The organism is Pseudoduganella sp. OTU4001, from assembly GCF_038440195.1.
In the GTDB taxonomy this organism is placed as follows: Bacteria; Pseudomonadota; Gammaproteobacteria; order Burkholderiales; family Burkholderiaceae_D; genus Rugamonas.
In genome coordinates this window covers 238,534-264,332 of record NZ_JASATG010000001.1, presented here as the reverse complement: position 1 = coordinate 264,332, position 25,799 = coordinate 238,534, and the positions used below count along the sequence as shown (strand labels likewise).

Genomic DNA, 25,799 nt, shown 5'->3' with positions numbered 1-25,799 from the left:
GAAAATAGCCGCTTTTTGCCAATTTTTTAGACAACGATTTCAGCGGCACCTTTTCATAACAACAATCTGGGAGGCACATGTATCCAAGCAAGCGTAAGCAACTATTCGGGGGAGGGCTGCTCAGCGCGCTCCTCTTCACCGGCGGCATCCTGTCCGCCTCGGCGCAGAATGCCGATCAAGCCGCGGGCCCGGACAAGGCCGCCGCGGCCAATGCCGACCCGGACGGCTTGCAGGCCGTGGTCGTCACCAACCGGCGCCCCGAAGGCAGCCAGAAAGTCGCGGGGGTGGTGCAATCCCTCACCGCGGAGCAACTGCGCCGCGACGGCATTACCGACCTGCGCCAGTTGCAGGTGGCCGTGCCTGGCCTGAACATGGCCAACCAGGAAGGCAATCTCGAGATTTACATCCGTGGCGTCGGCTCCAGCAACAATACCGAACTGGGCGACCCGGGCGCCGCGCCCCACCTGAACGGCACCTACATTCCGCGTCCGCGCGGCCTGGGCGCCATGTTCTACGACCTGGAACGGGTGGAAGTCAACAAAGGCCCGCAGGGTACGCTGTATGGCCGTAACGCGATGGCCGGCACCCTCAACATCATCACCCAGAAACCGGTGATCGGCGAGACTGGCGGCTACCTGCAAGGCGAGGTCGGCAACCGCAAAGGCCACGGCCTGGAAGGTGCGTTCAACATCCCGCTCACGTCGACCATGGCGCTGCGCGTGGCGGGCTATGAATCGAAGAAGGACGCCGGCTTCAAGAATATGTCGACCGACGCGCAGGCCAGCAAGCTGCCGCCGGCGGGCCAGGAACATAATCGTGCGGCGCGACTTTCGCTGCTGTACAAACCCAGCAACGACTTGAGTGTTTCCCTGGTCGGCGACACCGGCAAGGAACGCGGTACCGGTTATCCCGGCTCGAATATCTATCGTGCCGTGGTGACGACGGGCTTGCGCGCCGACGACCTGGATCTGCGCAAGCAGGTTTATCGCGGCGAAGCGGGTGAATTGAACAACCAGCTGGATGGCTTGCAGGGCAAGCTCAATTACGATTTCGGTCCGGTGACGATGGAGTTCAGCGCAAGCCAGCGCGAGGTGGACTTCCTGCAGCGTAATGCCTCGTCGGAGGGCGTAGCCTATCCCGGCCTGGATTTGTCGACCGTGAACTACGATAACTACTCGACCGTCTACTGGCAGACCAAGTCCAAGAGCAAGATCTATGAAATGCGCCTGGCGTCCGATACGCCGAGCCAATTCAAATGGAGCTCGGGCCTGTTCCACTTCAAGGAAGACCAGCAGGTCGGTTACCTGTCCACCTCGGACCGCGGCTATTGCTGCTTCTCGGGCACTGAGTTCACCATGCCTGTGGTGAAGGGCTCTTCCAGCGCGGCCTATGGCGACGCTTCCTATGACTTTTCCGAACAGCTGCGCGTCTTTGGCGGCGTACGCTATTCCGAGGAGAAGAAATACCGCTACGGCATCGGTGGCAACTGGGCCTTGACGCTGGGTGGGGAAAACTGGGACTGCTGTATCGGCACCCGTCTCGGCACGCCGGGCTTTGTGCCGGCGCTGCTCGCGCGCCCCAACTTCAACCTGTCGGAAGTGACGACCCCCGCGCAGATCGCGCAGTTCCTGCTGGAAGGCACCAAGACCCCGGGCGAACGCGATACCCTGGTGGCGCAGATCCAGGCGATTGCCAACGGCAGCAATCCGAACGGGACTTGCTTCACCCGTCCCGACATCAGCAACGGCAAGTCCTGCCCGACCACGAACCCGGGCAATACCAACGGCGGCTTCAGCTACGCGAACCTGACCATCCCAACCCAGCAGGTCGGCAGCAGCAAGGATTCCTTCCGTGATTGGCGCCTCGGTGCGGAATACAACATCGACCGCAATCACCTGCTGTATGGGAAAATTGCGACCGGCCACAAGTCGGGCGGCTTCAACGACAGCTTCAACGGCAGCACGATTCCGGAAACCTATCGTCCGGAAAAACTGGTCAGCTATGAGCTGGGCAGCCGCAACGCCTTCACCCTGTTTGGCCGCCATGCGATCCTGAATGCCACGGCTTTCCACTACGCCTACGACAGCCAGGTGTTCCAGGACCTGACCTGCATTAACATGGACACCACCCAGACCCCGGCGCAGTGCAAGGGTTACTCCCTGTCCAACCGCAACATCGGCAAATCGCGTATCGATGGCCTGGAAACGGAAGCCAAGTTCGTGCTGCCGAACCGCTTCCGTCTGGACCTGAACGTGACCCTGCTGGACACCAAGATCAAATCCGGTGTGGTGGCCGATGCGCGTGCTGTGGACTACAGTAACGGCGGCAAGTCGCCGTTGATCGACCTGGCCGGCAACCGCCTGCCGCTGGCATCGACCTTCAACCTGGCCAGCCGCATTACGCAATCGATCGACCTGGGTTCCGGCACGCTGGATTGGCAGGCCCTGGTGAACTATCGCTCCTCGTTCTTCCTGACCCAGTTCAACGAACGCGACATCGTGTTCCTCGATGGTAAGCGCCAGACGGCACTGCAAGCCGGCTTCCCGGACAAGCAGAACGGCTTTGCGACCGTCAACCTGGGCCTGGGCTATACCCTGGACCGCTATCGTTTCGAACTGTGGGGCTCCAACGTCTTCAATACTGAAGCGTCGCAAAAAGCCCTGGTCGGCCCAAGCGAAAACATCCGCTTCCTGAACGATGCCCGCGCTTACGGCATGCGGATGCGTTACAACTTCGAATAAGCTGCGACTTATGATCGTGCAGGCCGTTCCCCGGCGACGGGGCCGGCCTGCAGTTATTTGAAAATATGGAGATTCGCTTGAACATTACGACCAAGCTGTGGGCTGCGGCGGCCTGGCTGACCGTTTTCAGCCTGGCACATGCGGAAGCGCTGCCGGCCCCGGCCACTGCAGCGTTTCCAGGGCTGTACGTGGACCCGCAATCGAGCGCCGTCGCCTGGGTGCGCGACAATCCAGCCGACCAGCGCGCCGCCGATATCGCGCGCCACATCGCCAGCCAGCCCGGCGCGCGCTGGTTCGGTGGCTGGAGTGGCGATATCGCCAGCGCAGTGGGGCAGCATGTGGCCAATGCAGCGCAGGCGCAGCGCACGCCAGTGATGGTGGCCTACAATATTCCGAACCGCGATTGCGGCCAGCACAGCGCCGGCGGCGAGCGCTCGATGCAGGCCTACCAGAACTGGGTGCACGCCTTCGCCAAGGCCATCGGCGAGCGGCCCGCCATCGTCATCCTCGAGCCGGACGCCTTGCCGCAACTCGATTGCCTGGACGCGCAGGGGAAGGCCGAGCGCGTGCAACTGTTCCAGTTTGCCGTGCAGGCGTTTTATGACCTGGCGCCGCGCACCCTGTTGTATATCGACATAGGCAACAGCGACTGGCTGCCGCCTGCCGAAGCAGCCAAGCGGCTACTGCTGGCCGGCGTGGCAAGCGCGCAGGGCTTTTCCCTGAATGTGTCCAACTATCGCGCGGACAGCGAGAGCAGGGCGTACGGGATTGCCGTCACCCAGGCGCTGCAGGCAATGGCGGGCTTGAGCAAATCGTTTGTGGTGGATACCAGCCGCAACGGCGCTGGTCCCAATGGCAAGCAGTGGTGCGATGCCGCCGGGCGTAAGCTGGGCCAACTGCCGCGCATCCATGGCGCCGGCAGCCAGCCCGAGATGTCCCTGTGGATCAAGGCGCCGGGAGAATCGGATGGCTGCGCGGGGCCGGCCGGAAGCTTCATGCCGGAACTCGCGCACCAGCTGATTGGCGGCCACTAAGCGATACCGGGGCAGCGGCTGCTCGCATTCGCGTCAGTTCACGACCCACTGGTATTGCACGGTGGTCCAGCCCGGTTTGCTGTCGCTGCCCTTCGGTGCCGCCCCGAACTTGCAGTTGGCGCCGGCGCGCAGCGTGGCCTTGTCCAACTCGCGGTGGCCACTTGAACTGACGACTTTCCTTTCCTTCACCGAACCATCAGCTTCCACCAGCAGGGCCAGGTGGACGGTACCTTCCAGCCCGTCTTTGATCCAGGCCGTCGGGTAGTTGGGAGTGCTGCAAATGGCAGTGTTGGGGGCCGCAGCGGTTTCGGCAGCGTTGGCGGCGAACCCGGTCATCGACAGGGTGAAAGCGATTGCGACAGCGTGCAGTTTGCCAATCATGATGAGCTCCAGTAGCAGGTTAAGTTCAAAATATCGCTTGAGTGAACTCAATATACTGCGCTGCATCATATGTTGAAAATTTATTCTTTGAATCCTTTGTATTCACACAATGAATAACTTGTCAAACCGGCAGCGCGGTCTCGTACTTGACCTCGCGCAGCGCTACGCTGGTGTTGACCTGCGAAACGCCAGGTAGTTTGAGCAGGACGTTGTGCAGGAAGTCGTGGTAGGTATTCATATCGGCTACGATCAGCTTGACCAGATAGTCCGAGGTGCCTGTCACCTCATAGCACTCCATGACTTCTGGGCGGACGCGCATGGCATTCTCAAAACTCTCCACCACGCCCGGATCGTGCCGCGCCAGTGAGATGTGCAAGAGGCACACCTGGCGCAGGCCCAGCTTGTCGCGGTCGACGATCGCGACATAGCGCGTGATGACGTTTTTCTCTTCCAGCTCCTTTTGCCGCCGCCAGCATGGCGTGGCGGACATGCCGACCTTCTCGGCCAACTCATTGGTTGAAATTGCGCTGCTCTTCTGGAGTTCCTCCAGGATTTTGAGCGAAGCGGCGTCAAAAGTGAAATTTTCCATGTATTGCCTACTTTGAGAAATATTTTTCCCATTGTGCCAGTTTGTCTTGCAAAGTAGGAATAATTTTCTGGTCCCGAAAACCTACCATATCAGCTCCGATTACAAGATTAAACAGGGGACACAATGGGTTCGATGAAGGGTGCCGAGGAACTGGCAAGCGCGCAGGAAAAGGTCTATGAAGCAGAGGCGCCGCTGGTGGACCCGGATTATCGTCTTGACGATAATTTGAGCCGCGAGAGCGGCCGCATTTTCATCACCGGAACCCAGGCCCTGCTGCGCATGATGCTTGCGCAAAAACGTTTCGATGAAGCGCGCGGCCTCAAGACGGCTGGTTTCATCAGCGGTTATCGCGGCTCGCCGCTCGGTGCGGTGGACCAGGAGGTGTGGCGCGCTTCCAAGCTGCTCAAGGCAAACCAGATCGAATTCCTGCCGGCGATTAACGAGGAGCTGGGCGCGACGGCGGTGCTGGGCACGCAGCAAGTGGAAGCCGATCCAACGCGCCAGGTCGAGGGCGTGTTCGCGCTGTGGTACGGCAAAGGTCCGGGTGTGGACCGCGCCGGCGACGCCATCAAGCACGGTAATGCATACGGATCGTCCCCGCATGGCGGCGTGGTGGTGGTGCTGGGCGACGACCATGGCTGCGTCTCGTCGTCGATGCCGCACCAGAGCGAGCAGGCCTTGATGGCCTGGCTGATGCCGGTCCTGAACCCGGCCAACATCGAGGAGTACCAGGAGTTCGGCTTATACGCCTGGGCCTTGTCCCGTTATTCGGGGACTTGGGTGGGCTTCAAGGCTATTTCGGAAACGGTGGAGGGCGGGGCGGTCGTCAACATTCCGCCAGCGCCGGAGTTCCGCATGCCGACCGATTACCAGCCGCCCGCGGACGGCCTGCATTACCGCTGGCCGGACCTGCCTGGCCTGGGCATTGAAGTGCGCATGCATGAAAAACTGAAGGCCGTGCTGGCCTTCGCCCGCGCCAATCCGATTGACAAGCTGGTGGTGCCGGCCCCGGTGGCGACGCTTGGCATTATCAGCGCCGGCAAGGCCTACCTGGACCTGGTGGAGGCGTTGCAGCGCCTGGGATTGGACTTCGATAAGCTGGAGCAGCTCGGAATCCGCCTGTACAAGCCGGGCCTGACCTATCCGCTGGAAGCTACCCGCCTTCAGTCGTTTGTGCAGGGCCTCGAACAGATCCTTATCGTCGAAGAGAAGGGCGCGGTGATCGAAGAGCAGGTCAAGCAACTGCTCTACAACCAGCCTGCGAACCTGCGTCCGATAGTCATCGGCAAGACCGACGCAACGGGAGCGCCATTGCTGTCGGCCCTGGGCGAACTGCGTCCATCGCGTATCGCGCCGGTGCTGGTGCGCTGGCTTGCTCCGCTGCGGCCACAAGCCGGCCTGGCCGGCCAGCTGCCTGATTTCTGCGCTTCCAGCGGCCTGTCGCAGGATGCTGTGCGGCGCACGCCATTCTTCTGCTCCGGCTGCCCGCACAATACCTCGACCAAGGTTCCTGAAGGCAGCCGCGCGCTGGCCGGTATCGGCTGCCATTTCATGGCGACCTGGATGGACCGCGACACCGTCAACCTGACCCAGATGGGCGGCGAAGGCGTGCCTTGGGTGGCTGCCTCGCGCTTCGTCTCGGAACCGCATGTGTTCCAGAACCTGGGCGACGGCACCTATTACCACTCCGGTTATCTCGCGGTGCGCCAGGCGATTGCGGCCGGCACCAACATCACCTACAAGATCCTGTATAACGACGCTGTCGCCATGACGGGCGGCCAGCCGGTGGACGGCGGCTTGAGCGTGCCGCAGATCGCGCAGCAGGTGCTGAGCGAAGGGGCGGTGAAGGTCATCGTTGTCACCGACGACACGGAGCGCTACCGCAGCGTGGTGCTGCCTGCCGGCGTGGCAGTGGAAGACCGCAAGGAGCTGGACGCCATCCAGCGCGAGCTGCGCCAGCTGAAAGGCGTCTCGGTGCTGATCTACGACCAGACCTGCGCGGCCGAAAAGCGCCGCCGCCGCAAGAAGAACCGTCCAGGCCAGGAAGTGTTCCCTGACCCGCAGCGCCGCATGGTGATCAACCCGGCGGTGTGCGAGGGGTGCGGCGACTGCGGCGTGCAGTCGAACTGCCTGTCCATCATGCCGCTTGAAACTGAGCTCGGGCGCAAGCGCCAGATCGAGCAGGCGTCCTGCAATAAGGACTACTCCTGCGTGGAGGGATTCTGCCCGAGCTTTGTTTCGGTGATCGGCGGAACCTTGAAGAAGCCGGCAGCGGCAAAAGTCACGCTGGCGCAACTGGAGCTGGCGCTGGTCGGCTACCCGGCGCAGCAACAGCACGATTTCCAGCGGCCATTCGAAGTGCTGGTGGCAGGCATTGGCGGCACCGGCGTGGTGACGCTGGGCGCGCTGGTCACGATGGCGGCGCACCTGGAAGGCAAGGGCGCCTCCACGCTGGACTTCATGGGCTTCGCGCAAAAGGGCGGCGCAGTGATGTCGCATATCCGCGTCGCGGCATCACCGCAAGTACTGAACCAGGTGCGTATCGACTTGCGCCAGGCCGACGCCTTGATCGCGTGCGACCTGGTGGTGGGAGCGATGCCCGATGCGCTGGCCGTGATCGGGGAAGGCCACACCCAGGTGCTGGCCAACAGCCGCGAAACGCCGACCGCCGAATTCACCCGCAATCCCGACGCGGTGGTGAACAAGGACGCATTGATCGCCAAGCTGCAGCAAGCGGCCGGCAGCGGCCAGGTGGTGAGCCTGGACCCAACCGAGCTGGCGAGCCGCGCGCTCGGCGAACCGATCACGGCCAACATCGTGCTGCTTGGCTACGCATGGCAGAAGGGCCTGGTGCCGGTGTCGAATGCGGCCATGATGCGCGCGATCGAACTGAACAACGTCGCCATTGACCTGAATAAGCGTGCCTTCCTTCTGGGCCGGCTGGCGGCAGCCAATCCTGCGGCGCTGGAGCAGGCGATCGGCACCCGTTCGCAGGTCGTGCAGTTCGTCGCGCCTCAGGGCCTGGAGCAGATTCTTGAGCACCGCAGCCGCTTGCTGGCCGCTTACCAGGACGACGCCTACGCAGCGCGCTATGTCGCGCTGGTGCGCGCAGTGGAGCAGAAAGAGCGCGCCGTCGAGGGCGAGCAATCGAAGCTGGTGCTGGCCCGCGCCGTGGCGCGCAACCTGTACCGCGTCATGGCCTACAAGGACGAATACGAGGTGGCTCGCCTGCATAGCGACGGCGCCCTGACCGCGCAGATTGCCGCGCAGTTCGAGGGCGACTACTCGCTGCAATTCCACCTGGCGCCGCCGCTGCTGGCGCGCAAGGGCAGCGATGGGCGGCCGCGCAAGCAGGTCTATGGGGCGTGGATGCAGTCCGGCTTCCGCGCACTGGCACGTATGAAACGCCTGCGCGGCACGCCGTTTGACCCGTTCGGCTATACCTCGGAACGGCGCCAGGAGCGCGCCTGGCGCGACGAATACACGGCAGCCGTGGCCGAGTTCCGGCAAACGCTCACCGCCAACAACAAGGATCTTGCCTTGCGCCTGGCGCAGCTGCCTGAATCGGTGCGCGGCTTCGGCCACGTCAAGCTGCCGGCCCTGGCGGCTGGCCGCGAACGACTGGCGACGCTGAAGCAGCAGATCGCGGCGGCGCTTGCTGCCTGAGCGGGGAAGAGGTCAGTCGTAAATCGGCCCGGTGGTGATGAAGGGCCCGCCCTGATAGAGGCGGGCCAGGTCATCTTCGGCGGGATAGTCGGCGTTGTCGGGGAACAGGTGGGCGAACTCGCGTGAGCTGCGGCGCGGCTGGTAGCCCAGGTGGCTGGCCTTGCTGTTGTCCCACCAGCTGGTTGAGTTGTCCGACATGCCGTAGGCGATGGTATGTCCGACGCGCGGTGTGAACAGGGAGCAGCGCAGCAGCTCCACCAGGTCGTCGTAGTGCAGGAAGGTGACCATATTGCGGTAGGTCTTCGGCTCGGGGAAGGAGAAACCGATGCGGATGCATACCGTCTCCAGCCCGAAACGATCCCAGTAATAGCGCGACAGCTGCTCGCCGAATACCTTGGAGACGCCATACAGGCCATCCGGCCGGGTAGGGCTGTCGGCGTCGAGATGGGTGGTGGTGGGGTGGAAGCCGATGGCGTGGTTCGAGCTGGCGAACACGATGCGCTTGACGCCGGCCTTTTGCGCCGCCTCGTACAGGTTCTTTACGCCGACGATATTGGCCTGCAGGATAGGGTCCCACGCTACCTCGGTCGATACACCGCCAAAATGCAGCACTGCGTCCACGCCTTCCAACAGCTTGAGCATAGCCTGGCGGTCCGACAGGTCGCAATAGACGATCTCTTCGCCGGGGCGAGCTTCGCCCAGACCGCCCAGGTCGGACAGGCGCACCACATCGGCCCAGGCGCCGATACGTTCGCGCAAAACGCGTCCAAGGCCGCCGGCGGCCCCAGTCAGCAGGATGCGGCGAAAGGGTTTGTTAGATTGAGCCATTTTTCTGATCTCCTAAGGAAGCAGTGGCTATGATAACGTTAACCTTCCATCGAATTCAATGGTCCTTTGAGGCTTCCCAACAACGCACGTGGCTTGCTTCTTGGAATTCGCCATGATAACGTTACCCTATAACTATAAAGAATTAGGTTGCATTCCTATAAAGAATCTGGAGGAGATTTATGAGAGTCGCACCCCTGGCCCGCCACGGGCTGTTCTTGGCTGCATTGCTGCAGATCTGCGCCGCCCCGGCACACGCCGACACCTTCGATGACCTGCGCATCAAGTGGAAAAGCCGTTCATCCAGCGCGCCGCCGTTGCCTGCCAATGACCCCGATGTCGCAATGCAGGTTGCCAGTGCAGGCAATGCGGCGGAACAGTACTGGACCACAATGGACTTGTCGGCCGGCCGTACCTCGCTATGGGCGGATCTTCCATTCGGCATCAAGAGCGGAAATATCAACAGCACCGTTTCTCGCCTGAACACCCTGGCCAGTGCCTACAATTCCTCAAGCTCGCCGTACTACCAGAATCCCGATGTGCGCCAAGCGGTGCTCGATGGTTTCGACTGGCTGCTGGCAAACGTGTATTCCTCCACCGGCACCGGCTACGACAATTGGTACGACTGGCAGATTGGCACGCCGCTCGGCCTGACCGGCTTCATGATGACATTCTACAGCGAGCTGTCGCTAACCCAGATCGCTGCAGCATGCGCATCGATTGACCACTACTTGCCCGATCCGACCGTGCGCGCGGCAATGGATGGCACCATTCCTGCCGGCGCGACTGTGGAAACGGGCGCCAACCGCCTCGACAAGGCGCTGGCGTTCGTATTGCGCGGCATCCTGGGTAAGGACGGCAGCAAGATCGCGGCGGGGCGTGATGCGATTCCGGCTGCACTGGCCTATGTCACCACGGGCGATGGCTATTACACCGATGGCTCCTTCATCCAGCACCTGCACGAACCGTATATCGGCGGCTATGGCACGGTACTGCTGGCGGACATCAACAAGCTGTATTACATCCTGAAGGATTCCGACTGGCCAATCAGCGGCGATCCCAATTACCTGAATCCATTCGATTGGGCGATGAATGCCTACCGCCCGTTTATCTTCGATGGAGCGGTCATGGACAACCAGCGCGGGCGCACCAGCTCGCGCCAGTTTGCGAATGACCACTTCAACGGGCGGCAGATCGTCAATACGCTGGCCGAACTGGCGCAAGTGCTGCCAACGGCACAGTCCAATCAACTGAAATCCGTGCTCAAAGGCTGGGTCGAGCGCGATGGTACGTTTGGCGAGAGCTATTTCACGCCGGTCCCAAGTGATGCCGTGGGTGGCATGAGCGGTGTGCCGACGTTTGATATCGCGCTGATCAAGGCGATCATGAACGATTCGTCGATCCCGTCTGCGCCGGAACCGATCGAGACCCGTTTCTTCCCGTCCGCCGACCGTGCCGTTTCTCGCGGCGACGGTTATGCGTTTGCACTGTCCATGTTCTCGAAGCGCATGAGCGCCTTCGAGTACGGCAATGGCGAGAACCTGCGCGGCTGGTGGACCGGCGTGGGCATGACCTATTTGTACAACGCGGACCTGACCCAGTACAGCAACAATTTCTGGGCCACGGTCGACATGTGGCGCCTGCCCGGCACCACCACCGACCGCAGCGGCAGCGGCACGCCGGTGGCCTGGAAGCACTACGGCAATACCAAGAGTGGTGTCGGCGGGGCGGAGTTGAACCGCAGTTTCGCGACTGCGGCCATGGAGTTCGCGCTGGATAACAACACCGGCAGCAAACTGGCGGGCAAGAAAGCGTGGTTCATGTTCGGCGACCGTATCGTTGCCGTGGGTTCCGGCATTACCGGCATCAGTGGCGCCAGCGTCGAGACCATTGTCGAAAACCGCGCCCTGAACGGCGTTGGCGACAATGGCCTGACTGTGAATTCCGTTGCGAATACCAAGCCCGCCACCCTGGGCTGGAGCGAATCGATGCCGGCAACCAGCTGGACCCACCTGGCGGGGAATACTTCCTGGGGTTCGGACATCGGCTATGTCTTCCCGGACCAGCCGGCCGTATCGGCCTTGCGCGAAACGCGGAGCGGCGCCTGGAGTGATGTGAATACCGGCGGCACCGCCGATGTGGTCAGCAATAACTTCCTGAGCCTGGCGTTGGACCATGGCGTCAATCCGACCAATGCAGCTTATACCTACATTTTACTGCCGAATCGCACAGCGCAGGAGACCGCCGAATTTGCAGCGGCCAATCCGATCACGGTGATCGAGCGTTCCACCTCGGCGACGGCGGTGAAGGATACCGCGCAAGGCGTGACCGGCGTCGTGTTCTGGAATGATTCGTCCAAGACTGTTAACGTTACAGGCCAGCCGTTCCTGACCAGCGACAAGAAGGCCGTGGCGACGCTGCAGCAAATCGGTAACGACATGCAGCTGGCGGTGGCCGACCCAACGCAGCTGAACACGGGTGTCATCAACCTGGAATTAAACCGCAGCGCCGACAGCATCGTCAGCAAGGACGCCGCGATCACAGTCAGCCAGTTGAGTCCAACCATCAAGATGCAGGTGGCGGTCAACGGCTCGCTGGGCAAGTCCTTCAAAGCTCGCTTCGCCCTGAACAACCTGGTCACGCTGGCACCGGGCGGTGATGCCTACGTACGTGACGGGACCTATGCCAACAACAACTTTGGCAGCACGACTACGCTGACTGTGAAGCAGGATGCCACCAGCTTCTCCCGCAAGTCGGTGCTGAAGTTTGACCTGTCTTCGATCAGCGGCACGATTACCAGCGCCAAGCTGAAGCTGGTTCCGGTAGTGGTCGGCACCACCGGCATCGTCCATAACTTGTACCAGACCACCACCGACAACTGGACTGAAGGCAGCATGACCTGGAACACCTTGCCAGCCAATGGCAGCCTGCTCGCCAGCTGGACCGTGCCAGCGGTGAATACGCCGGTCGAAATCAACCTGACCAGTGCAGCCAATGGCGTTTTGAGCGGCAGCAAAGTGCTTTCGCTGAAGCTGGAGTCCGCAGCCAACTATGGCGGTTCCGGTTCGGTCGATTATGCGTCGAAAGAGCATAGCAACCTTGGCTACCGGCCAGTCCTGGTAGTGACCTCCCAATAAGAAGGATCGCGCAACCTTTGGGCCCGTCCTGGCTGCCGGCCTGGTGGGCCCTTTTTTTGGAGATCAGTATGAAAAAGTTTTTTGCCGTGGCGGCCTTGTTGAGCGCCACCCAGGCGGGGGCGGGCGTCCTGAATATTTCGCTGACGGATATCGGCCAATTCAGCGGTACCAGAAATACGAACACCGCTGCCAGCTATGCGGGCACGGGGTACATCGGCATGTACAGCAATGCCTGGGGCCATGTGTTCGGCGCTGAGCGATCGAACCTGAGCCGGACCTTGATGCAGGTTGATATTGCGGAATTGGCTGGCAAGACCATCTCCAGCGCATTCCTGAGTTTTGACTTGCTGGATGGCGACAGCGGCAACCAGGCCGGTACCGTAGTGGGCTTCGATGCAGGCGCCGGTCAACTGGCATTCAGCTGGAATGCGCCGACGGCAAATTACGGTTCGGTCGCCGCGACGCTGGTAGGGCGGGGCACCAGCACTATCGACATCACCAGCCTGCTGGCGGCCAGCGTGGCGGCGCAAGACGATTGGTTCGGCCTCCACTTGCGCGGTTCGACCCGCTATCAGTGGACTTCCACTGCTAACGACGCGGACCGGGCGCATATGCGGCTGACCGTCAATTATGAAGATGCGGTGCCAGTTACCAGCTTGCCGGAGCCGGCTTCACCCCTGCTGATCGGCGTTGCGTTGCTGGGATTGGCGTGTGTGCGGCGCAAGCGTACAATAATGTATCGTTAACGGAAAAATGCGCTGCAGGGGGCTAAATGAAGAAGTCTGGCGTCACACTCGTCGATGTGGCAAAGCTGGCAGGAGTGTCTGTGATGACCGCTTCGCGCGCGCTCAGCGGCGAAGGCTATGCTTCGGAAGAAACCAAGACCAAGGTGCAGGCAGCGGCCAAGCAGCTTGGTTATGCTCCCAACGCCCTGGCCCGCATGATGAAGGGCGGTAAAACCAATGTGATCGGCGTGGTGGTCAATGACCTGTCGTCTTCCGTGGTTAACTGCTTTGTCACCGCGCTGAGCGAAGAAGTGCGCAAAGTCGATATGGACCTGTTCATCTATAACTCGCTGGGCGATATGGGCGGCGGCAAAGGCAAGCGTGTCAGCCAAATGCTGCATGGGCTGTGGGATGGCCTGGTCTACGTGTTGCCGCGCATGACCGACGATTATCTGGAAACGCTGGAAAAGACCACCAGCCCGGTGGTCATGATCAATTACTTCCGTCACGAGACCACCTTGCCGGTGGTGCGCGGCGATAACGTCAACGGTGCGCACGATGCGGTGTCGCACCTGGTGGAGCTGGGACACCGCCGCATTGCTTTTATTCGTGGTAACGCCTATACCGGCCAGAGCGACCTGCGCGAGCGCGGTTATGCGGCGGCCCTGGCCGATGCCGGCCTGGAGCTGGACCCGGCGCTGGTCTGCCAGGGGGATTTCAGCGAAGCGTCGGGCATGCAGTGCGCGCACAAGCTGCTGGAGCTGCCCGAGCCGCCGACGGCCATCTTCGCCGCCAATGACGGCATGGCCCTGGGTGTAATGAATGCCATCCGCGAGAAGGGCTTGCGGATTCCGGAAGATATTTCGGTGATCGGTTTCGACGATATCCCCGCAGCGGCAATGACCCGTCCTCCGCTTACTACCTTGCGCCACCCGTTCGAGGCGATGGCGCAGGCCACGGTGCAGGAGCTGGTGCGCCGCATCCGTGGCGAACCTGGCCGCCGCCACCGTATCGAATTCCCAAGCGAATTCGTGGTGCGCGAATCCACCGGCCCGGCGCCGGTTTCGGCCACCACGCCTGCCAAGCGCAGTCGTTTGCGTCGCGCGTAGTTTTTTTGCACATCCCAACAAAAATGCTTGAGTTGGCGTTAATTTGAATGGTATCGTTATCACATGAATCGCAGCTTTACCACGGCTGCGTTTTTAAAACAGAAGAATGATAACGTTACCCTATTGGGGGCGTGCTAGATTTCAATGAGGAGGAGTGGCTGTGAACAGTAATCATCAAATGCAGGGCAGCAAATTGGTCGTCAAGCCAGCAGTGGCTGCCGTAGCCCTGGCGGTAGCGAGCATTGCCCATGCACAGGAAGCCAAAAAAGACGAGCCGGTGCAACTGGAAAAAGTGGTGGTGACCGCGAACAAGCGCGCCCAGAATCTGCAGGACGTACCAGCCGCAATCACCGTGCTGAATGATGCCGTCCTCCAGCGCAACAACGTCAAGGATTTCGATGACCTGCCAGCACTGTCGCCAGCCCTGAGCGTGACCTATAGCACCCAGCCTGGCAACTACAGCATCAATATGCGCGGCATCGGTACTTTCTCGCTGGGTGTGGGTGTGGAAGCCGATGTGTCGGTGATCATCGACGACATCCCCTACGCCATGCAGGCCAATGCCTTCAAGGACCTGGCCGACGTGCATCGCATCGAGGTATTGAAAGGCCCGCAAAGCACCCTGATGGGCAAGAGCTCGATTGCCGGCGCGGTGAACATCGCCACCAAACCGATCGACGGCCAATGGAAGACCAAGCTGTCCAGCTATCTGACCAACGACCATGAGTACCGCGTCAGCGGCTCCGTCTCCGGCGGGCTGACCGACACTTTGCGCATGCGCCTGGCGGCGAGCAAGTCCGACCACGATGGCGTGGTGAAGAATCTGACCGATGGCAAGCGCCTGAATGGTTCCGATAACACCAACTTTATCGGCAAATTCGAATGGAATCCGGACGACCAGTGGAGCGTGGTGTTTTCTCCGCGCGCCAGCAAGTTCACCAAGAACTGCTGCGTCAGCCCGCTGCGCATGATGACGAGCACCGGCGGCCTGTATAACCTGAATAACGGCTTCACCTACGCATCCACCAGCGACCGCATTCCGGTTTCCCAGGTGCTGAACGGCATCGTTCCGGGTCCGGACAATGTCTCGGTGCGTAACGACTATCCGGCCGGCGGCAAAGCGAAGGACGTGGGCGCGGGCCTGAAGGTCAACTATGCCTTTGGCGATGGCGGCCTGCTGGCCAACCACACCCTGACGTCGATCACCTCCTGGTCGCACTACCAGATGGACGATTACCAGGATGGCGACGGTACCGATAGCGATGTCCTGAATAAGACCCTGGTGGGTGGCAAGCCAACCAACCTGCACGGCGGTCTGTACCAGCTGGGTAATTTCGACGTCAAGTCCAAGACCCAGGAATTCCGCCTGACGTCGCCGGACAAGGGCAGCGTGCGTTACGTCGCCGGCCTGTTCTACGGTAAGAATGAGCTGGGTCGCCACCTCGCGCGCTATCCGGCCGGCACCTATATCACCGACTACACCGCGTTTTCCTCCAACACCAACTACGCGGTTTTTGCGAATGGCGCCATCGACCTGACGCCAAACACCAGCATCATCGGGGGCCTGCGCTACAACAAGGAAGACTTGGCCTACACCTTCGATAGCCCGCTGCTGGCGCCGACCGTCGCTTCCCGCACCCGCAACCACTACGAGGACACGGCTAGCGAAACCAAGGTGACCGGCAAGATCGGCCTGGAGCACCGCCTGGATGCTGCGACCATGGGCTATGTCACTTACTCGACCGGCCATAAGGGCAAAGGGATCGACCTGACCAGCACCTTCAACGACAACAACTTCAGGAACGGCTACGTGCCGGGCGAAGATGCGAAGAGCATCGAAGCTGGCGTGAAACTGAGCCTGCTGGAGAACCGCATGGCGCTGGACCTGGCCGTGTTCCGCACCGACTTCGAGGGCTTCCAGCAATCGGCGGGCATGACCGATCCGGACGGCATTTTCCGTACCCAGCTGCATAGCATCGGCAATGTGCGCACCAGCGGTTTCGAAGCTGACCTGAACTGGCGCGTGGCACGCGACCTGTCGCTGAACGGTTCCTTTGCCTACACCAAGGCGATCGTCACCGAATTCCGCAATGGCCCATGCTACAACCGCTTGAACGACGCAGGTACCGGTTCGACCCAGGTTGGCTCCGGCAACTGCATCGCCAGCAATCCTGAATTCGGCAAGACCAATACTGCAGATCTGGCCGGCAAGCCAATGCCGAATGCGCCGAAGTACAAGTTCAATATCGGCGGCCAGTACGATATCCGCCTGGATAAGAGCTTCGACGCCTTCATCACCGGTGCTTATCGCTGGCAGAGCAAGATCAACTTCCGTATCGACCAGGACCCGACCACTATCCAGCCGGCCTTTGGCATCCTGAACCTGGGTGCTGGCATCAAGGACAAGAAGGGCGACTGGAAGCTGAGTTTCAGCGTGAACAATGTGTTCAACAAGTCGTATGCGGCCTCCCTGGGCAACGTTGGGTGGGGTAATACGATGTGGGGCAGCACGGCAACCGCTCCGGTGCACGTCCAGGCCTGGACCCCGGCGCGCGACTATCAGCGCTACTACGCGGTACGTGCGGACTTCGCTTTCTAAGGTCTTCTAAAATCTATCTCATGGCGTACGGGGTCCCGTCCTTGTACGCCTTTTTTATTGTGTCAAAGGGAATAATAAAAATGACTATTCAGCGATTCAAACGTCTTCCGCTGGCGCTGTTGTGCGCCGGCTTGTGCCTTGGTGGTTTGTCGGTGCAGCCGGTGTACGCCGCCACGCCGGTCGTCGCAGGAACGCAAGCTCTGGCGCCGCAGACGGTGCTGGCGACCATGGAGAAAGTGGCTGACTGGCAGTTGGCCAATCCGACCGGTTATCCGTTGGATGACTGGACCGAAGGCGTTGGCGATGCTGGTTTCATGGCCCTGTCAGGGGTATCGCCAGATCCAAAGTACCGCGAAGCGATGCGCGCGGCGGGCGAGAAGCTGCGTTGGCGCTTGGGGCCAAGTAAATTCCATGCCGACGACTATGTGGTCGGCCAGATGTATGCCGAGCTTTATCTTCAGTTGCGCGATCCGCGCATGATTGCGCCGATGCGCGCGCAGTTTGACGAAATGCTGGCCGAACCGCGTCCCGGTTCCCTGAACTGGCTGGTGCCGGATGTGCTGCATCGCTGGTCTTGGTGCGATTCGCTATTCATGGGGCCGGGAGCGTGGGCGCGCCTGACTGCCGTCACGGGTGACCAGCGCTACCTGGACTTCGCATTGAAGAATTGGTGGATTACTTCGGACTATTTGTACGATAAGGAGGAACACCTTTACTTCCGCGATAGCCGTTACTTCACGCAGAAGGAGGCTAATGGCAAGAAGGTGTTCTGGGGCCGTGGTAATGGCTGGGTGCTAGCGGGGCTGGCGCGCATGCTGCAGTACATTCCGGAGCATCGCCCGGAGCGTGCGCGGTTTGTGCAGCAGTATCGTGAGATGTCGGAGCGTTTGCTTGGCTTGCAGCAGGCGGATGGGTTGTGGCGCGCCAGCTTGCTGGATCCGGACAGCTATCCGAATGCGGAAACCAGCGGCACAGGTTTGTATGCCTATGCGCTGGCCTGGGGCGTGAACCAGGGCATCCTGCCGCGTGCGCAGTTTGCGCCGGCAGTCAAGCGTGCCTGGCAGGCGCTGGCTGGCAATGTTCAGGCCAATGGAAAGCTGATTAATGTGCAGCCGATTGGGGCCGATCCGAAGCGCTTCGATCCGCAGTCGAGCGATGTGTTTGCGGTGGGGGCGTTCCTTATGGCTGGCGCGGAAATGTATCGCATGGGGTTGGAGGAGGCTGGGCCTTTGCGTGTTGTGACGGTGGCGAATGAGGGAGCTTCGGCGCGGCTGGATCAGCAGGTCGAGGTGGCGGATGTGGGGGATGTGGCGGTAATGGATGCGTTGACGACGCGTCTGCTTCACACTGTGGCGGTTGGCAGGGGTGTTCAGTTTCGCATCGATGTGGCGGGTGGCGAGAGCCGCCGCTATTTGTTGATTCCGCGTGCGCGCCTTTCCGCGCCAGTAGCCGTCAAGGCGGCTGCTTCCGGCGCCGGTGCCAGTGGGCTGAAGGTGAGCTTGTCGCGTTAAGTTACGCCTCCTCCTATCGGGTAAAGGCCCGGCCGTTTCGATGGCCGGGCCTTTTGTTTTGCAAGATCGCGTGCACCGTTCACGCGACCGCGTCGCTATCTAAACTGCGCAGGAAGTCGCCGGCTGTGCGAGCCGCAAGCGACGAGCGGCGGGAGACTGGTGGTGGATTGTGCGCCTGCCACGTGCCGTCTTTCGCCAGCCGCCCGCCGGCCCGTCCGGCTTTAGCCGCCCCGCGCCCGGCTCCTGCCTCCCGCTGTCCGCTATCCCGCGGTGGGGCATGTGGCTGGCCTCCCCGGTGAAGGACGTTGGAAGGCGCGCGAAATGTGGCCGCTTGCCGGCTGACGGTTGCGGCCTGGCGGGAGGTTGCCGAGCGGGGAAGTGTGAGCGGGGAAGGGCGCTGGGGAGAGCGCCCGGGAGTAGATTACTTGGAGCTGGCGAAGTGGCGGCCGATTTCTTCCAGCGTCTTGCCGCGCGTTTCGGGGAGAATGAAGGTGGCTGCGAGGAAGTAGATTGCGGTGCAGCCTGCCCAGGCGAAGAACATCGGCGCATATCCATGCTGGCCAACGGTGGGCAAGAAGACGGCCGCAATCACCGTGGATACGAACTGGTTGAGCAGCAGCGCGACGCTCATCCCATTAGAGCGAATCCTAGTCGGCATCAGCTCCGACAGCGCCAACCACACGCAAACCCCTGGACCAATCGCAAAACTGGCGACAAAACCCAGCAAGCAAGCCAACACCAGCCATCCCTGTTCCGGCTTAGGCGCCTCGCCAATGCGAGCACGCTCAATGACGAGCGGCGCGTTGCGGGCAAGCTGCATGTCCGGAAACGGATTGAGATGCACACGGCGGAAAGTCGCGCCAATCACGCTGTCGCCATCGACAGTGTCGGGAGCAGCGATAAGCAAGTCCTGGCCAGGACGCCAGGTGCGCACCTGGGTCAAGGGCCCGTAGCTGTAGGCGACTTCGAGGACATAGTCATCGCCGCCGATATAGCGTAACTCGCTGGCTTTCATTGACAGCCCATTGCCGGCGATACGATGGTTGAACAACTGGCTGGCATCCAGCTGCTCGCGTTCGGCGGACAGGAACAGCAGTCCCGCCGCCGTGAGGCTAACGATGATACCGCCAGTACCCAGCATCAGCAGAAACTTGCGTCCCTTACGGTCAACCAGCATCACCGCCAGCACCGTCATCAGACAGTTGACCAGCTTGAGCGCGAAATCGCCGACATTGGCCATCGAACCATTCAGTCCGCCCGCCTCGAAAATGTTGACGGCATAAGCCAGCACCGAATTCATGCCAGTCGCCTGGTTGCAGGCCAGGATCAGGCACGCCAGCAGGAATGGCAGCACATAGCGGCGCTGCAGCAGGCTGCCCGACTCAGTGGCGAGAGCAGGGCCATGGTCGGCACCAATGGCTGACAGTTCATCGCGCGCCGCGGCGGCAGGGCGGGTACGCTGCAATGCCTGGAGTGCCGCGTCCTGCGCGCCGCGGGCCAGAAGCCAGCGTGGCGATTCGGCCAGCAGCAGCACACCGCCGGTGAACAGCAAGCCCGGTGGAAGACTTAACCAGAAAATGCGGCGCCAGGCGCCATCCTGCACCGCTTGCAGGGTGGCGGGTGCGCTGCTGGCAGCTGCTTCCACTTCGCGCGCCACCAGCAAACCAATGGCCGCAGCAAGCACCAGTCCCACCGTCAGCAACAGCTGGAAAATGCCCGTGCCGCGCCCACGCACCTCGGCCGGCAGCGATTCGGCAAGGTAGAGCGGCACCACCACGCCAATCAAGCCGCCGCTAATCCCCTGCAGCAGGCGCCCCAGTAGCAGAGGCACATAGCCGTCGGCCAACGCAATCACCGGTATGCTCAGGCTGAACAGCAGCCCGGAGAGAAACATCAACCGCTTGCGGCCGAAAATTTCGGCCAGCGTGCCTGCCGCCAGCGATGACAGAACAGACCCCAGCAACACCGCCGCCACCACGAAGCTAAGCTGCTGCGTCGACAATTTCCAGATTTGGGCGGCGCTGGCTTCCAGGTACGGCAGGGCGCCCGCAATGATGCCAACATCAATCCCGTACAGCAGCCCACCGAGGCCTGCAACAAACAGCAAAAAGCGGGTATGGGCTTCAGGCGTAGATAACTTCATGGCTTGCTCCTTTGGTTAGAGACAACTGGCGGCCGGCCAGCACTACGCTCTGCAATTGAAGCGCTTTATCCAGTACGACATAGTCGGCACGCATGCCGCGCGACAGACTGCCCCGGTCGCGCAGACCGAGGTATTCGGCCGGGAAGCGCGAGACGCGGTCGGAGGCGGCGGCCGGCGACAGCCCAATGTCGACCAGGTTGCGCAGCGCCTGGTCCATCGTCAGCGCGCTGCCGGCCAGCGAATCGCCGACCGCCAGCCGCACGCAGGACTGGCACTTCATGACGCGTTGGGTGCCCAGCATGTATTCGCCGTCCGGCATGCCAGTCGCGGAGGTGGCGTCGGTCACCGCATACAGGCGTGGAATGGCGCGCATGGCCGCCCGGATCGCACCCGGCTGCACGTGCTGCAGGTCGGGAATGATTTCGGCGAATTCAGCATGCGCAATGGCCGCCGCCAGCATGCCCGGCGCATACTGGTTCAGGCCCGACATGCCGTTGTAAAGGTGGGTGAAACCGGCCAGGCCAGCCTTGATGGCCGCCAGTCCATCGTCGTAAGTGCCGGCGCTGTGGCCGGCCTGCACGCGGATACCAAGCGCCACCAGCTGCGGGATCAGTGTCAGGTGGCCCGGGATTTCCGGCGCCAGGGTCAGCACCCTGATAGGCGCGATGCCGTGCCAATGCTGCACTTGTTCGATGGTGCCGCCGACCGTCAGCGGCGGTTGGGCGCCCAGCCTGGCCTGGTTCAGGAACGGGCCTTCCAGGTGTACGCCGATGATGTCGGCTGCATCGGGCGCATTGGCTGCCATCGCGCTGCGCACGCCCTGCAAGGCACGCTCGATGTGCTCCGGCGGCGCCGTCATGGTGGTGGCGAGCATGGTGGTGGTTCCGTGGCGGGCATGCAGGCGGGCCACGCGCTGCGCTGCGTCGCCGCCTTCCATGATGTCTGTGCCGCCGGCGCCGTGCACGTGCAGGTCGATAAAGCCCGGCAGCACCAGCACGTCATCCGGCGCCGACGGATCGGCCTCGATAGAGGCGATCTGCGTAGCGTGGCGCAGGCAGCCGCGCAGCCAGCCGGTAGGGGTCAGGATCTGGCCGCGGATTTCATCGGCCATCACTCGTCCTCCGCAATCAGGATCTCAATGCCGCGTGCGGACAGCGCAGCGCGCATGGCCATCGGCATGGTGGCGTCGCTGATGACGGTGTGGACGTTCTCCAGCCCGCAAATAAGATGCAGGCAAAGCCGGCCAAACTTGGAGCCGTCGGCCAGCACGATAACCTGGCGCGCGTGTTCCACCATGCGTGCGTTCAGGCGCGCATCTGCCATATCGTGGGTGGACAGACCAAAGTCCGGGTCGAAACCGTCGGCGCCGAGGAACAGCTTGTCGAAGAACAGCGATTGCAGGCTGGCCTCCGCCTGTGGACCCTGCAGCGATTGCGAAGCCTGGCGCAAGGTACCGCCAGAAACGATCAGGCGCATGCCGGCCGCGTGGTTTAGTCCATTGGCGATGGGCAGGCTGTTGGTGAATACAGTGAGCGGCATGCCGCCGGGCAGCCGCTGTGACAGCATCAGCGTTGTGCTGCCTGCGTCGAGAATCAGTTTATCGTCCGGCGCCACCAATTGCGCGGCGCGCGCGGCGATACGCAGTTTTCGGTCACGATGGATGACGCGCTTCTCCGACAACGGTGCCTCCGGAACCGCTTCGCCGACCAGGCGCGCCCCACCGTGCTGGCGGGCCAGCAGCCCGGCCGAGGTCATGGCGCGCAGGTCGGTGCGGATAGTGACGGCCGAAACACCAAAATGTTGCGCCAGGCGCGACACACGTACCTTGCGCTGTTCCTGCACCGCCTGCAGGATCTGGTCGCGGCGGGCCACGGTACTCAGCATACGGCCTCCGCCCGGTTGGCATGGCAGGCGCGGATATAGCGCCCGAGTACCAGGCCGACTTTATAGCGCGCCAGTTTGGCGGCGCACGGCACAAGATCACCGCGCTGTACCGGTTCGACCAGCTCCGGCAGGTACTGGCTGAGTAGCGGCAGCGGAATGCCAATTTGGTCAAGATTGGCATACAGCTTGGCCAGTGCGTTCTGCACGCTGGTCTCGCCCCAGTAGTAGCGGCTGCGGTCGGAGAGCGCGAAGCGGCGCAGCACGCGCAGCTCCGCCGGACTGCCGGCGTAATGCTTTTTCCAGTGGCGTGGGTCGGCCTGCATGCACTGGTCCAGCAACTCCACCAGGTGCGAGCGCTGTTCCATTGGCAGCAGCTCGTCCTCAATGGCGGCCAGCGCGAAGCAGGCCTCACGCAGGGCGTAAGTGGCGGCTGGTCCAACCTTCAGGATGGCGAAATGGTCGCGCACCAGAGCGTGCAAGGCTTCCTCCGTCTGGTAGTCGGTGGAGTGCGCTTCGAACACCAGGCCCGGATGGCTGGCGATAAAGGCCGACAGCTCGCGCGCTTCCTGCGGCGCGTATTGCTGCACGCTGCTATGGTCGAAGTCCACGCCCGGCTGCACCACCAGCGCGATCACGCGCTCCCAGGCGCTGTGCAGACCCAATGCTGCGAAGGCTGCGCGATGCGCTTCCAGCGTTGCCGCTGCGGCCGCGGGACGGGTCACCTGCACGCCGCCGCCGAGCGAAGCTTCGCCGCCGGGAATCGGGACTTCGGTGCCGACGATATACACCGGCGCCGGCAGGCCGGCGGCTAGCGCGGCCTGTTCCGCCACCAGTGCCAGTTGGGCGGAGCGTTCCGCCACAACCGCGTCCGGCAAGGGTGTTGGATCGCCGGCGCAGGACATGCTGCAATCGAGGTGGATCTTGTGGAAGCCGGCGCCGGCGTAGGCGGCGATCAGCACGCGGGCGTTCTCCATCGCCGCTGCCGGCGGCAGGTTTTGCCAGGTATTCGGGCCCAAATGGTCGCCGCCAAGGATCAGCCGTTCGAGCGGGAAGGCGGCCTCGCTGGCCAGACCTTGCACATACTGGACGAAATCGGCCGGCTTCATACCGGTGTAGCCGCCATACTGGTCGACCTGGTTCGAGGTGGCCTCCACCAGCAGTGGCGCATCGTTCGCCAGCGCGGTCTCCATCGCGGCCAGCAGCACTTGCCGGTTGCTGCAGCAAACGCTTGGAATGCCAACGGCACGGCCCGCGTGGTGTTCGCGGATCAGGGTCTGGAGTGGAGACATCATGCTTCCTCAGTAATGGGTTGGGCCGCCTGGGCGGCCAGCAGGGCGGCGCCGCGCGCACCGCCGGCATCGCCGAACCAGGGCGGCAGGATCGGCGGCACGGACATGCCCGGGATCAGGTGGGCCGCAGCGGCGGCCGGCAAGGCACGGTACAGGTGCGGCAGCTGCGACAGGCCGCCGCCGAGCACCACCACGTGCGGGTCATAGGCCAGGACGATCTGGGCCAGCGCGGCGCCCAGCAAGTCGAGGTGCACGGCGAAGACAGCGCTGGCCAGGGTGTCGCCGCTATCGCGCAGGGTGGCCAGTTCTTCGGCGCTCATTCCTGCGGTGCCGGATAAATGCGCGTGCAGTTTGCGCAGTCCGCTGCCGGAGACATAGCATTCCAGGCAGGCTTGCCTGCCGCAGGCGCAAGGCAGGATCGGCAGCTGGTACTGCTTCAACAGCGAAGGTGCGATGGGCCAGTGGCCCCATTCTCCGGCCACGCCATTACGGCCGCGTACCAGGCGGCCATCGGCGACGAAACCGGCGCCGGCGCCAGTGCCGATGATCAGTCCGAACATGCTGGCCGCTGCATGCGCCGCGCCGCCGTGCGCCTCTGACAAGGCAAAGCATTGGCAGTCGTTGCCGAGCGTGACGTCACGCTCCAGACGCCGGCGCAATACCGGCAATAGCTGGCGCCCCGTCAGGCACGGTACGTTGGCGCTCAAGTGGGCGCCGGTAGCGGCGTCGATAATGCCCGGCACGCCGAGTCCAAGCGCAGCGCGCTCGCCGAGCTCCTCATCCGCTTGCCGCACCATGCCGCACAGCGCGTTGACGAAGACGTCGAAATCATGTGTTGGCGTCGGCACCCGCTGGCGGTAGCGGACCTGGAGCGCCGCGTCGCACGCCACCAGTTCCATCTTGGTGCCGCCGATATCGATGCCGTAAAAGATGTCAGGCGCTGGCATAGGGATGGATGATGACGCCCTGGACAACGCGGTTGACCGTGCCGTCAGGGAAGGGGTTGTCGGGAGTGAGGGACAAGCGCACCGAATGGTGCAGGGCCAGCACCTGGGCGAAGACAACATAGGCCGCCGCCAGCCAGGCATCGGACAAGGTGGCCGGCGCACCCCGCTCGCGGCCATCGATCGCCAGCACGGAGCCGGCAATCCCGTCGCGCTGCAGTTCGTCCAGCAAATCCTGGTCGTAGCGGCGCACATGTTCGTCCTGGCTGCGGAATACCACCACCATGGTTTGTGCGTCGACCACCGATTTCGGGCCGTGGCGGAAACCCAGCGGCGAGTTGGACAAGGCCAGGATGCGGCCAGCGCTCAGTTCCAGCACTTTCAGGGCGGCTTCGCGCGCCAGTGCTTCCAGCGGCCCGCCGCCGAGATAGACGATGCGGTGGACCTGGGACTGGGCGCAGGCGTGCCAGGGGCCTGCCAATTCGCTGATCCAGCGCTGGGCCAGCGCGGCCACCTGCTCGACCCGTGCCGCGGATTCGTCCAGCGGGCCAGGGCCCAGCAGGGCCAGTGCCGTCAGCAGCATGCTGGTGAAGCTGCTGGTCATGGCGAAGCCCTGGTCGCAGCTGGCGGCCGGCAGCACCACGTTGATGGTGTCGTCGCGTCCTGCGCCGTGGCGGGCCAGCTTGCCCTCCGCATTGCAGGTGATATTCAGGAACAGGGTGCCGGGCGCCAGCTGGCGCACCAGGTCGACGATGGCCTGGCTCTCCGGGCTGTTGCCGGACCGTGCGAACGATACTACCAGCAGCGGCGCTTGCGCATCGACAAACAATGCAGGGTGGCTCAGCAGGGTAGTGGTGGCGACCGCGCGGACCTGGGCCGGCCAGGCGGCATTCAAGGTGTCTGCCGCCAGCTCGCCGGCGAAGGCCGAGGTGCCGGCGCCAGTCAGGATCACACTGGCCTGCGGGTTGGCAAGGATGCCCTTGATGCGTAAGCGGCTCGCGGCCGGCACGTCATTCCAGCATTGCGGCAGCTGGCGCCAGACCGTTGGTTGCTGGGCGATTTCGCGGGCGGTGTGGCCGCCGCCCAGGGCGTCCCAGTGTGCCTGGGGGCGATGATGGAGTTGGGTCATATCCTGTCCTTTCGTGTTTTTCGTATGGTAACGTTCACTTATTGACTTTTCCAGCAGCGCTTTCGGTTTTTTCTTTCGCTGTGGCGGATGAAA

At 62.5% G+C, this 25,799-nt stretch carries 17 protein-coding genes; 8 read left to right on the top strand and 9 right to left on the bottom strand.

From position 1 onward, the window contains the following. Nucleotides 1-77 precede the first annotated feature (77 nt). Both AAHE99_RS01095 and AAHE99_RS01090 read left to right on the top strand, forming a co-directional pair. Nucleotides 78-2,741 (top strand): TonB-dependent receptor, encoded by a 2,664-nt coding sequence (locus AAHE99_RS01095; protein ID WP_342113534.1) that lies wholly within the window; start codon nt 78-80, stop codon nt 2,739-2,741. Between the two features lie 77 nt (nt 2,742-2,818). Continuing rightward, nucleotides 2,819-3,775, top strand: a complete 957-nt coding sequence (locus AAHE99_RS01090) for a glycoside hydrolase family 6 protein (RefSeq protein ID WP_342113532.1) — start codon at nt 2,819-2,821, stop codon at nt 3,773-3,775. A 33-nt stretch (nt 3,776-3,808) separates the two neighbouring features. Here the strand turns inward: AAHE99_RS01090 and AAHE99_RS01085 are convergent, their stop codons facing one another. Both AAHE99_RS01085 and AAHE99_RS01080 read right to left on the bottom strand, forming a co-directional pair. After that, nucleotides 3,809-4,156 carry an energy transducer TonB gene (locus AAHE99_RS01085; RefSeq protein ID WP_342113530.1) on the bottom strand — a complete coding sequence of 116 codons (348 nt, stop codon included), beginning with the start codon at nt 4,154-4,156 and terminating at the stop codon, nt 3,809-3,811. A 121-nt stretch (nt 4,157-4,277) separates the two neighbouring features. After that, a complete protein-coding gene (locus AAHE99_RS01080) occupies nt 4,278-4,745 on the bottom strand; it encodes an Lrp/AsnC family transcriptional regulator (protein WP_342113527.1) in 468 nt (155 codons plus the stop codon). 132 nt (nt 4,746-4,877) lie between these two features. Here AAHE99_RS01080 and AAHE99_RS01075 point away from each other — a divergent pair, with 132 nt between their 5' ends. Continuing rightward, the gene (locus AAHE99_RS01075; RefSeq protein ID WP_342113886.1) at nt 4,878-8,411 is read left to right on the top strand and encodes an indolepyruvate ferredoxin oxidoreductase family protein; all 3,534 of its coding nucleotides are present in this window, start codon (nt 4,878-4,880) and stop codon (nt 8,409-8,411) included. 12 nt (nt 8,412-8,423) lie between these two features. Here AAHE99_RS01075 and AAHE99_RS01070 read toward each other — a convergent pair whose 3' ends face one another. Next, nucleotides 8,424-9,239 (bottom strand): NAD-dependent epimerase/dehydratase family protein, encoded by an 816-nt coding sequence (locus AAHE99_RS01070; protein ID WP_342113525.1) that lies wholly within the window; start codon nt 9,237-9,239, stop codon nt 8,424-8,426. Between the two features lie 179 nt (nt 9,240-9,418). Here AAHE99_RS01070 and AAHE99_RS01065 point away from each other — a divergent pair, with 179 nt between their 5' ends. From AAHE99_RS01065 to AAHE99_RS01045, 5 genes are all read left to right on the top strand, one after another. After that, the gene (locus AAHE99_RS01065; protein ID WP_342113523.1) at nt 9,419-12,373 is read left to right on the top strand and encodes a polysaccharide lyase family 8 super-sandwich domain-containing protein; all 2,955 of its coding nucleotides are present in this window, start codon (nt 9,419-9,421) and stop codon (nt 12,371-12,373) included. Between the two features lie 68 nt (nt 12,374-12,441). Next, nucleotides 12,442-13,119: a PEP-CTERM sorting domain-containing protein gene (locus tag AAHE99_RS01060; RefSeq protein WP_342113521.1), complete on the top strand. Its 678-nt coding sequence runs from the start codon at nt 12,442-12,444 to the stop codon at nt 13,117-13,119. Between the two features lie 26 nt (nt 13,120-13,145). Next, nucleotides 13,146-14,207: a LacI family DNA-binding transcriptional regulator gene (locus AAHE99_RS01055; RefSeq protein WP_342113519.1), complete on the top strand. Its 1,062-nt coding sequence runs from the start codon at nt 13,146-13,148 to the stop codon at nt 14,205-14,207. Between the two features lie 160 nt (nt 14,208-14,367). Further along, entirely contained in the window at nt 14,368-16,806 is a 2,439-nt protein-coding gene (locus AAHE99_RS01050; protein WP_342113517.1) for a TonB-dependent receptor, read from the top strand. 80 nt (nt 16,807-16,886) lie between these two features. Beyond that, nucleotides 16,887-18,317, top strand: a complete 1,431-nt coding sequence (locus tag AAHE99_RS01045) for a glycoside hydrolase family 88/105 protein (protein WP_342113515.1) — start codon at nt 16,887-16,889, stop codon at nt 18,315-18,317. A 421-nt stretch (nt 18,318-18,738) separates the two neighbouring features. Here the strand turns inward: AAHE99_RS01045 and AAHE99_RS01040 are convergent, their stop codons facing one another. Genes AAHE99_RS01040 through AAHE99_RS01015 form a run of 6 tightly spaced genes read right to left on the bottom strand, consistent with a single transcriptional unit; the run spans nt 18,739 to nt 25,706 of the window. Continuing rightward, nucleotides 18,739-20,460, bottom strand: a complete 1,722-nt coding sequence (locus AAHE99_RS01040) for an MFS transporter (RefSeq protein WP_342113513.1) — start codon at nt 20,458-20,460, stop codon at nt 18,739-18,741. Further along, nucleotides 20,441-21,571 (bottom strand): N-acetylglucosamine-6-phosphate deacetylase, encoded by a 1,131-nt coding sequence (locus AAHE99_RS01035; RefSeq protein ID WP_342113510.1) that lies wholly within the window; start codon nt 21,569-21,571, stop codon nt 20,441-20,443. The genes AAHE99_RS01040 and AAHE99_RS01035 overlap by 20 nt, the downstream gene beginning before the upstream one ends. After that, on the bottom strand, nt 21,571-22,344 hold the full coding sequence (locus AAHE99_RS01030) for a DeoR/GlpR family DNA-binding transcription regulator (RefSeq protein WP_342113508.1): 774 nt from the start codon (nt 22,342-22,344) through the stop codon (nt 21,571-21,573). Before AAHE99_RS01030 ends, AAHE99_RS01035 begins: the two co-directional genes overlap by 1 nt. Then, nucleotides 22,338-23,633: a D-tagatose-bisphosphate aldolase, class II, non-catalytic subunit gene (locus AAHE99_RS01025; protein WP_446728883.1), complete on the bottom strand. Its 1,296-nt coding sequence runs from the start codon at nt 23,631-23,633 to the stop codon at nt 22,338-22,340. Before AAHE99_RS01025 ends, AAHE99_RS01030 begins: the two co-directional genes overlap by 7 nt. Further along, nucleotides 23,633-24,580, bottom strand: a complete 948-nt coding sequence (locus AAHE99_RS01020) for an ROK family protein (protein ID WP_342113505.1) — start codon at nt 24,578-24,580, stop codon at nt 23,633-23,635. The genes AAHE99_RS01025 and AAHE99_RS01020 overlap by 1 nt, the downstream gene beginning before the upstream one ends. Continuing rightward, complete coding sequence (locus tag AAHE99_RS01015; RefSeq protein WP_342113503.1) at nt 24,567-25,706, bottom strand: SIS domain-containing protein; 1,140 nt, start codon at nt 25,704-25,706, stop codon at nt 24,567-24,569. The genes AAHE99_RS01020 and AAHE99_RS01015 overlap by 14 nt, the downstream gene beginning before the upstream one ends. Between the last annotated feature and the right edge of the window lie 93 nt (nt 25,707-25,799).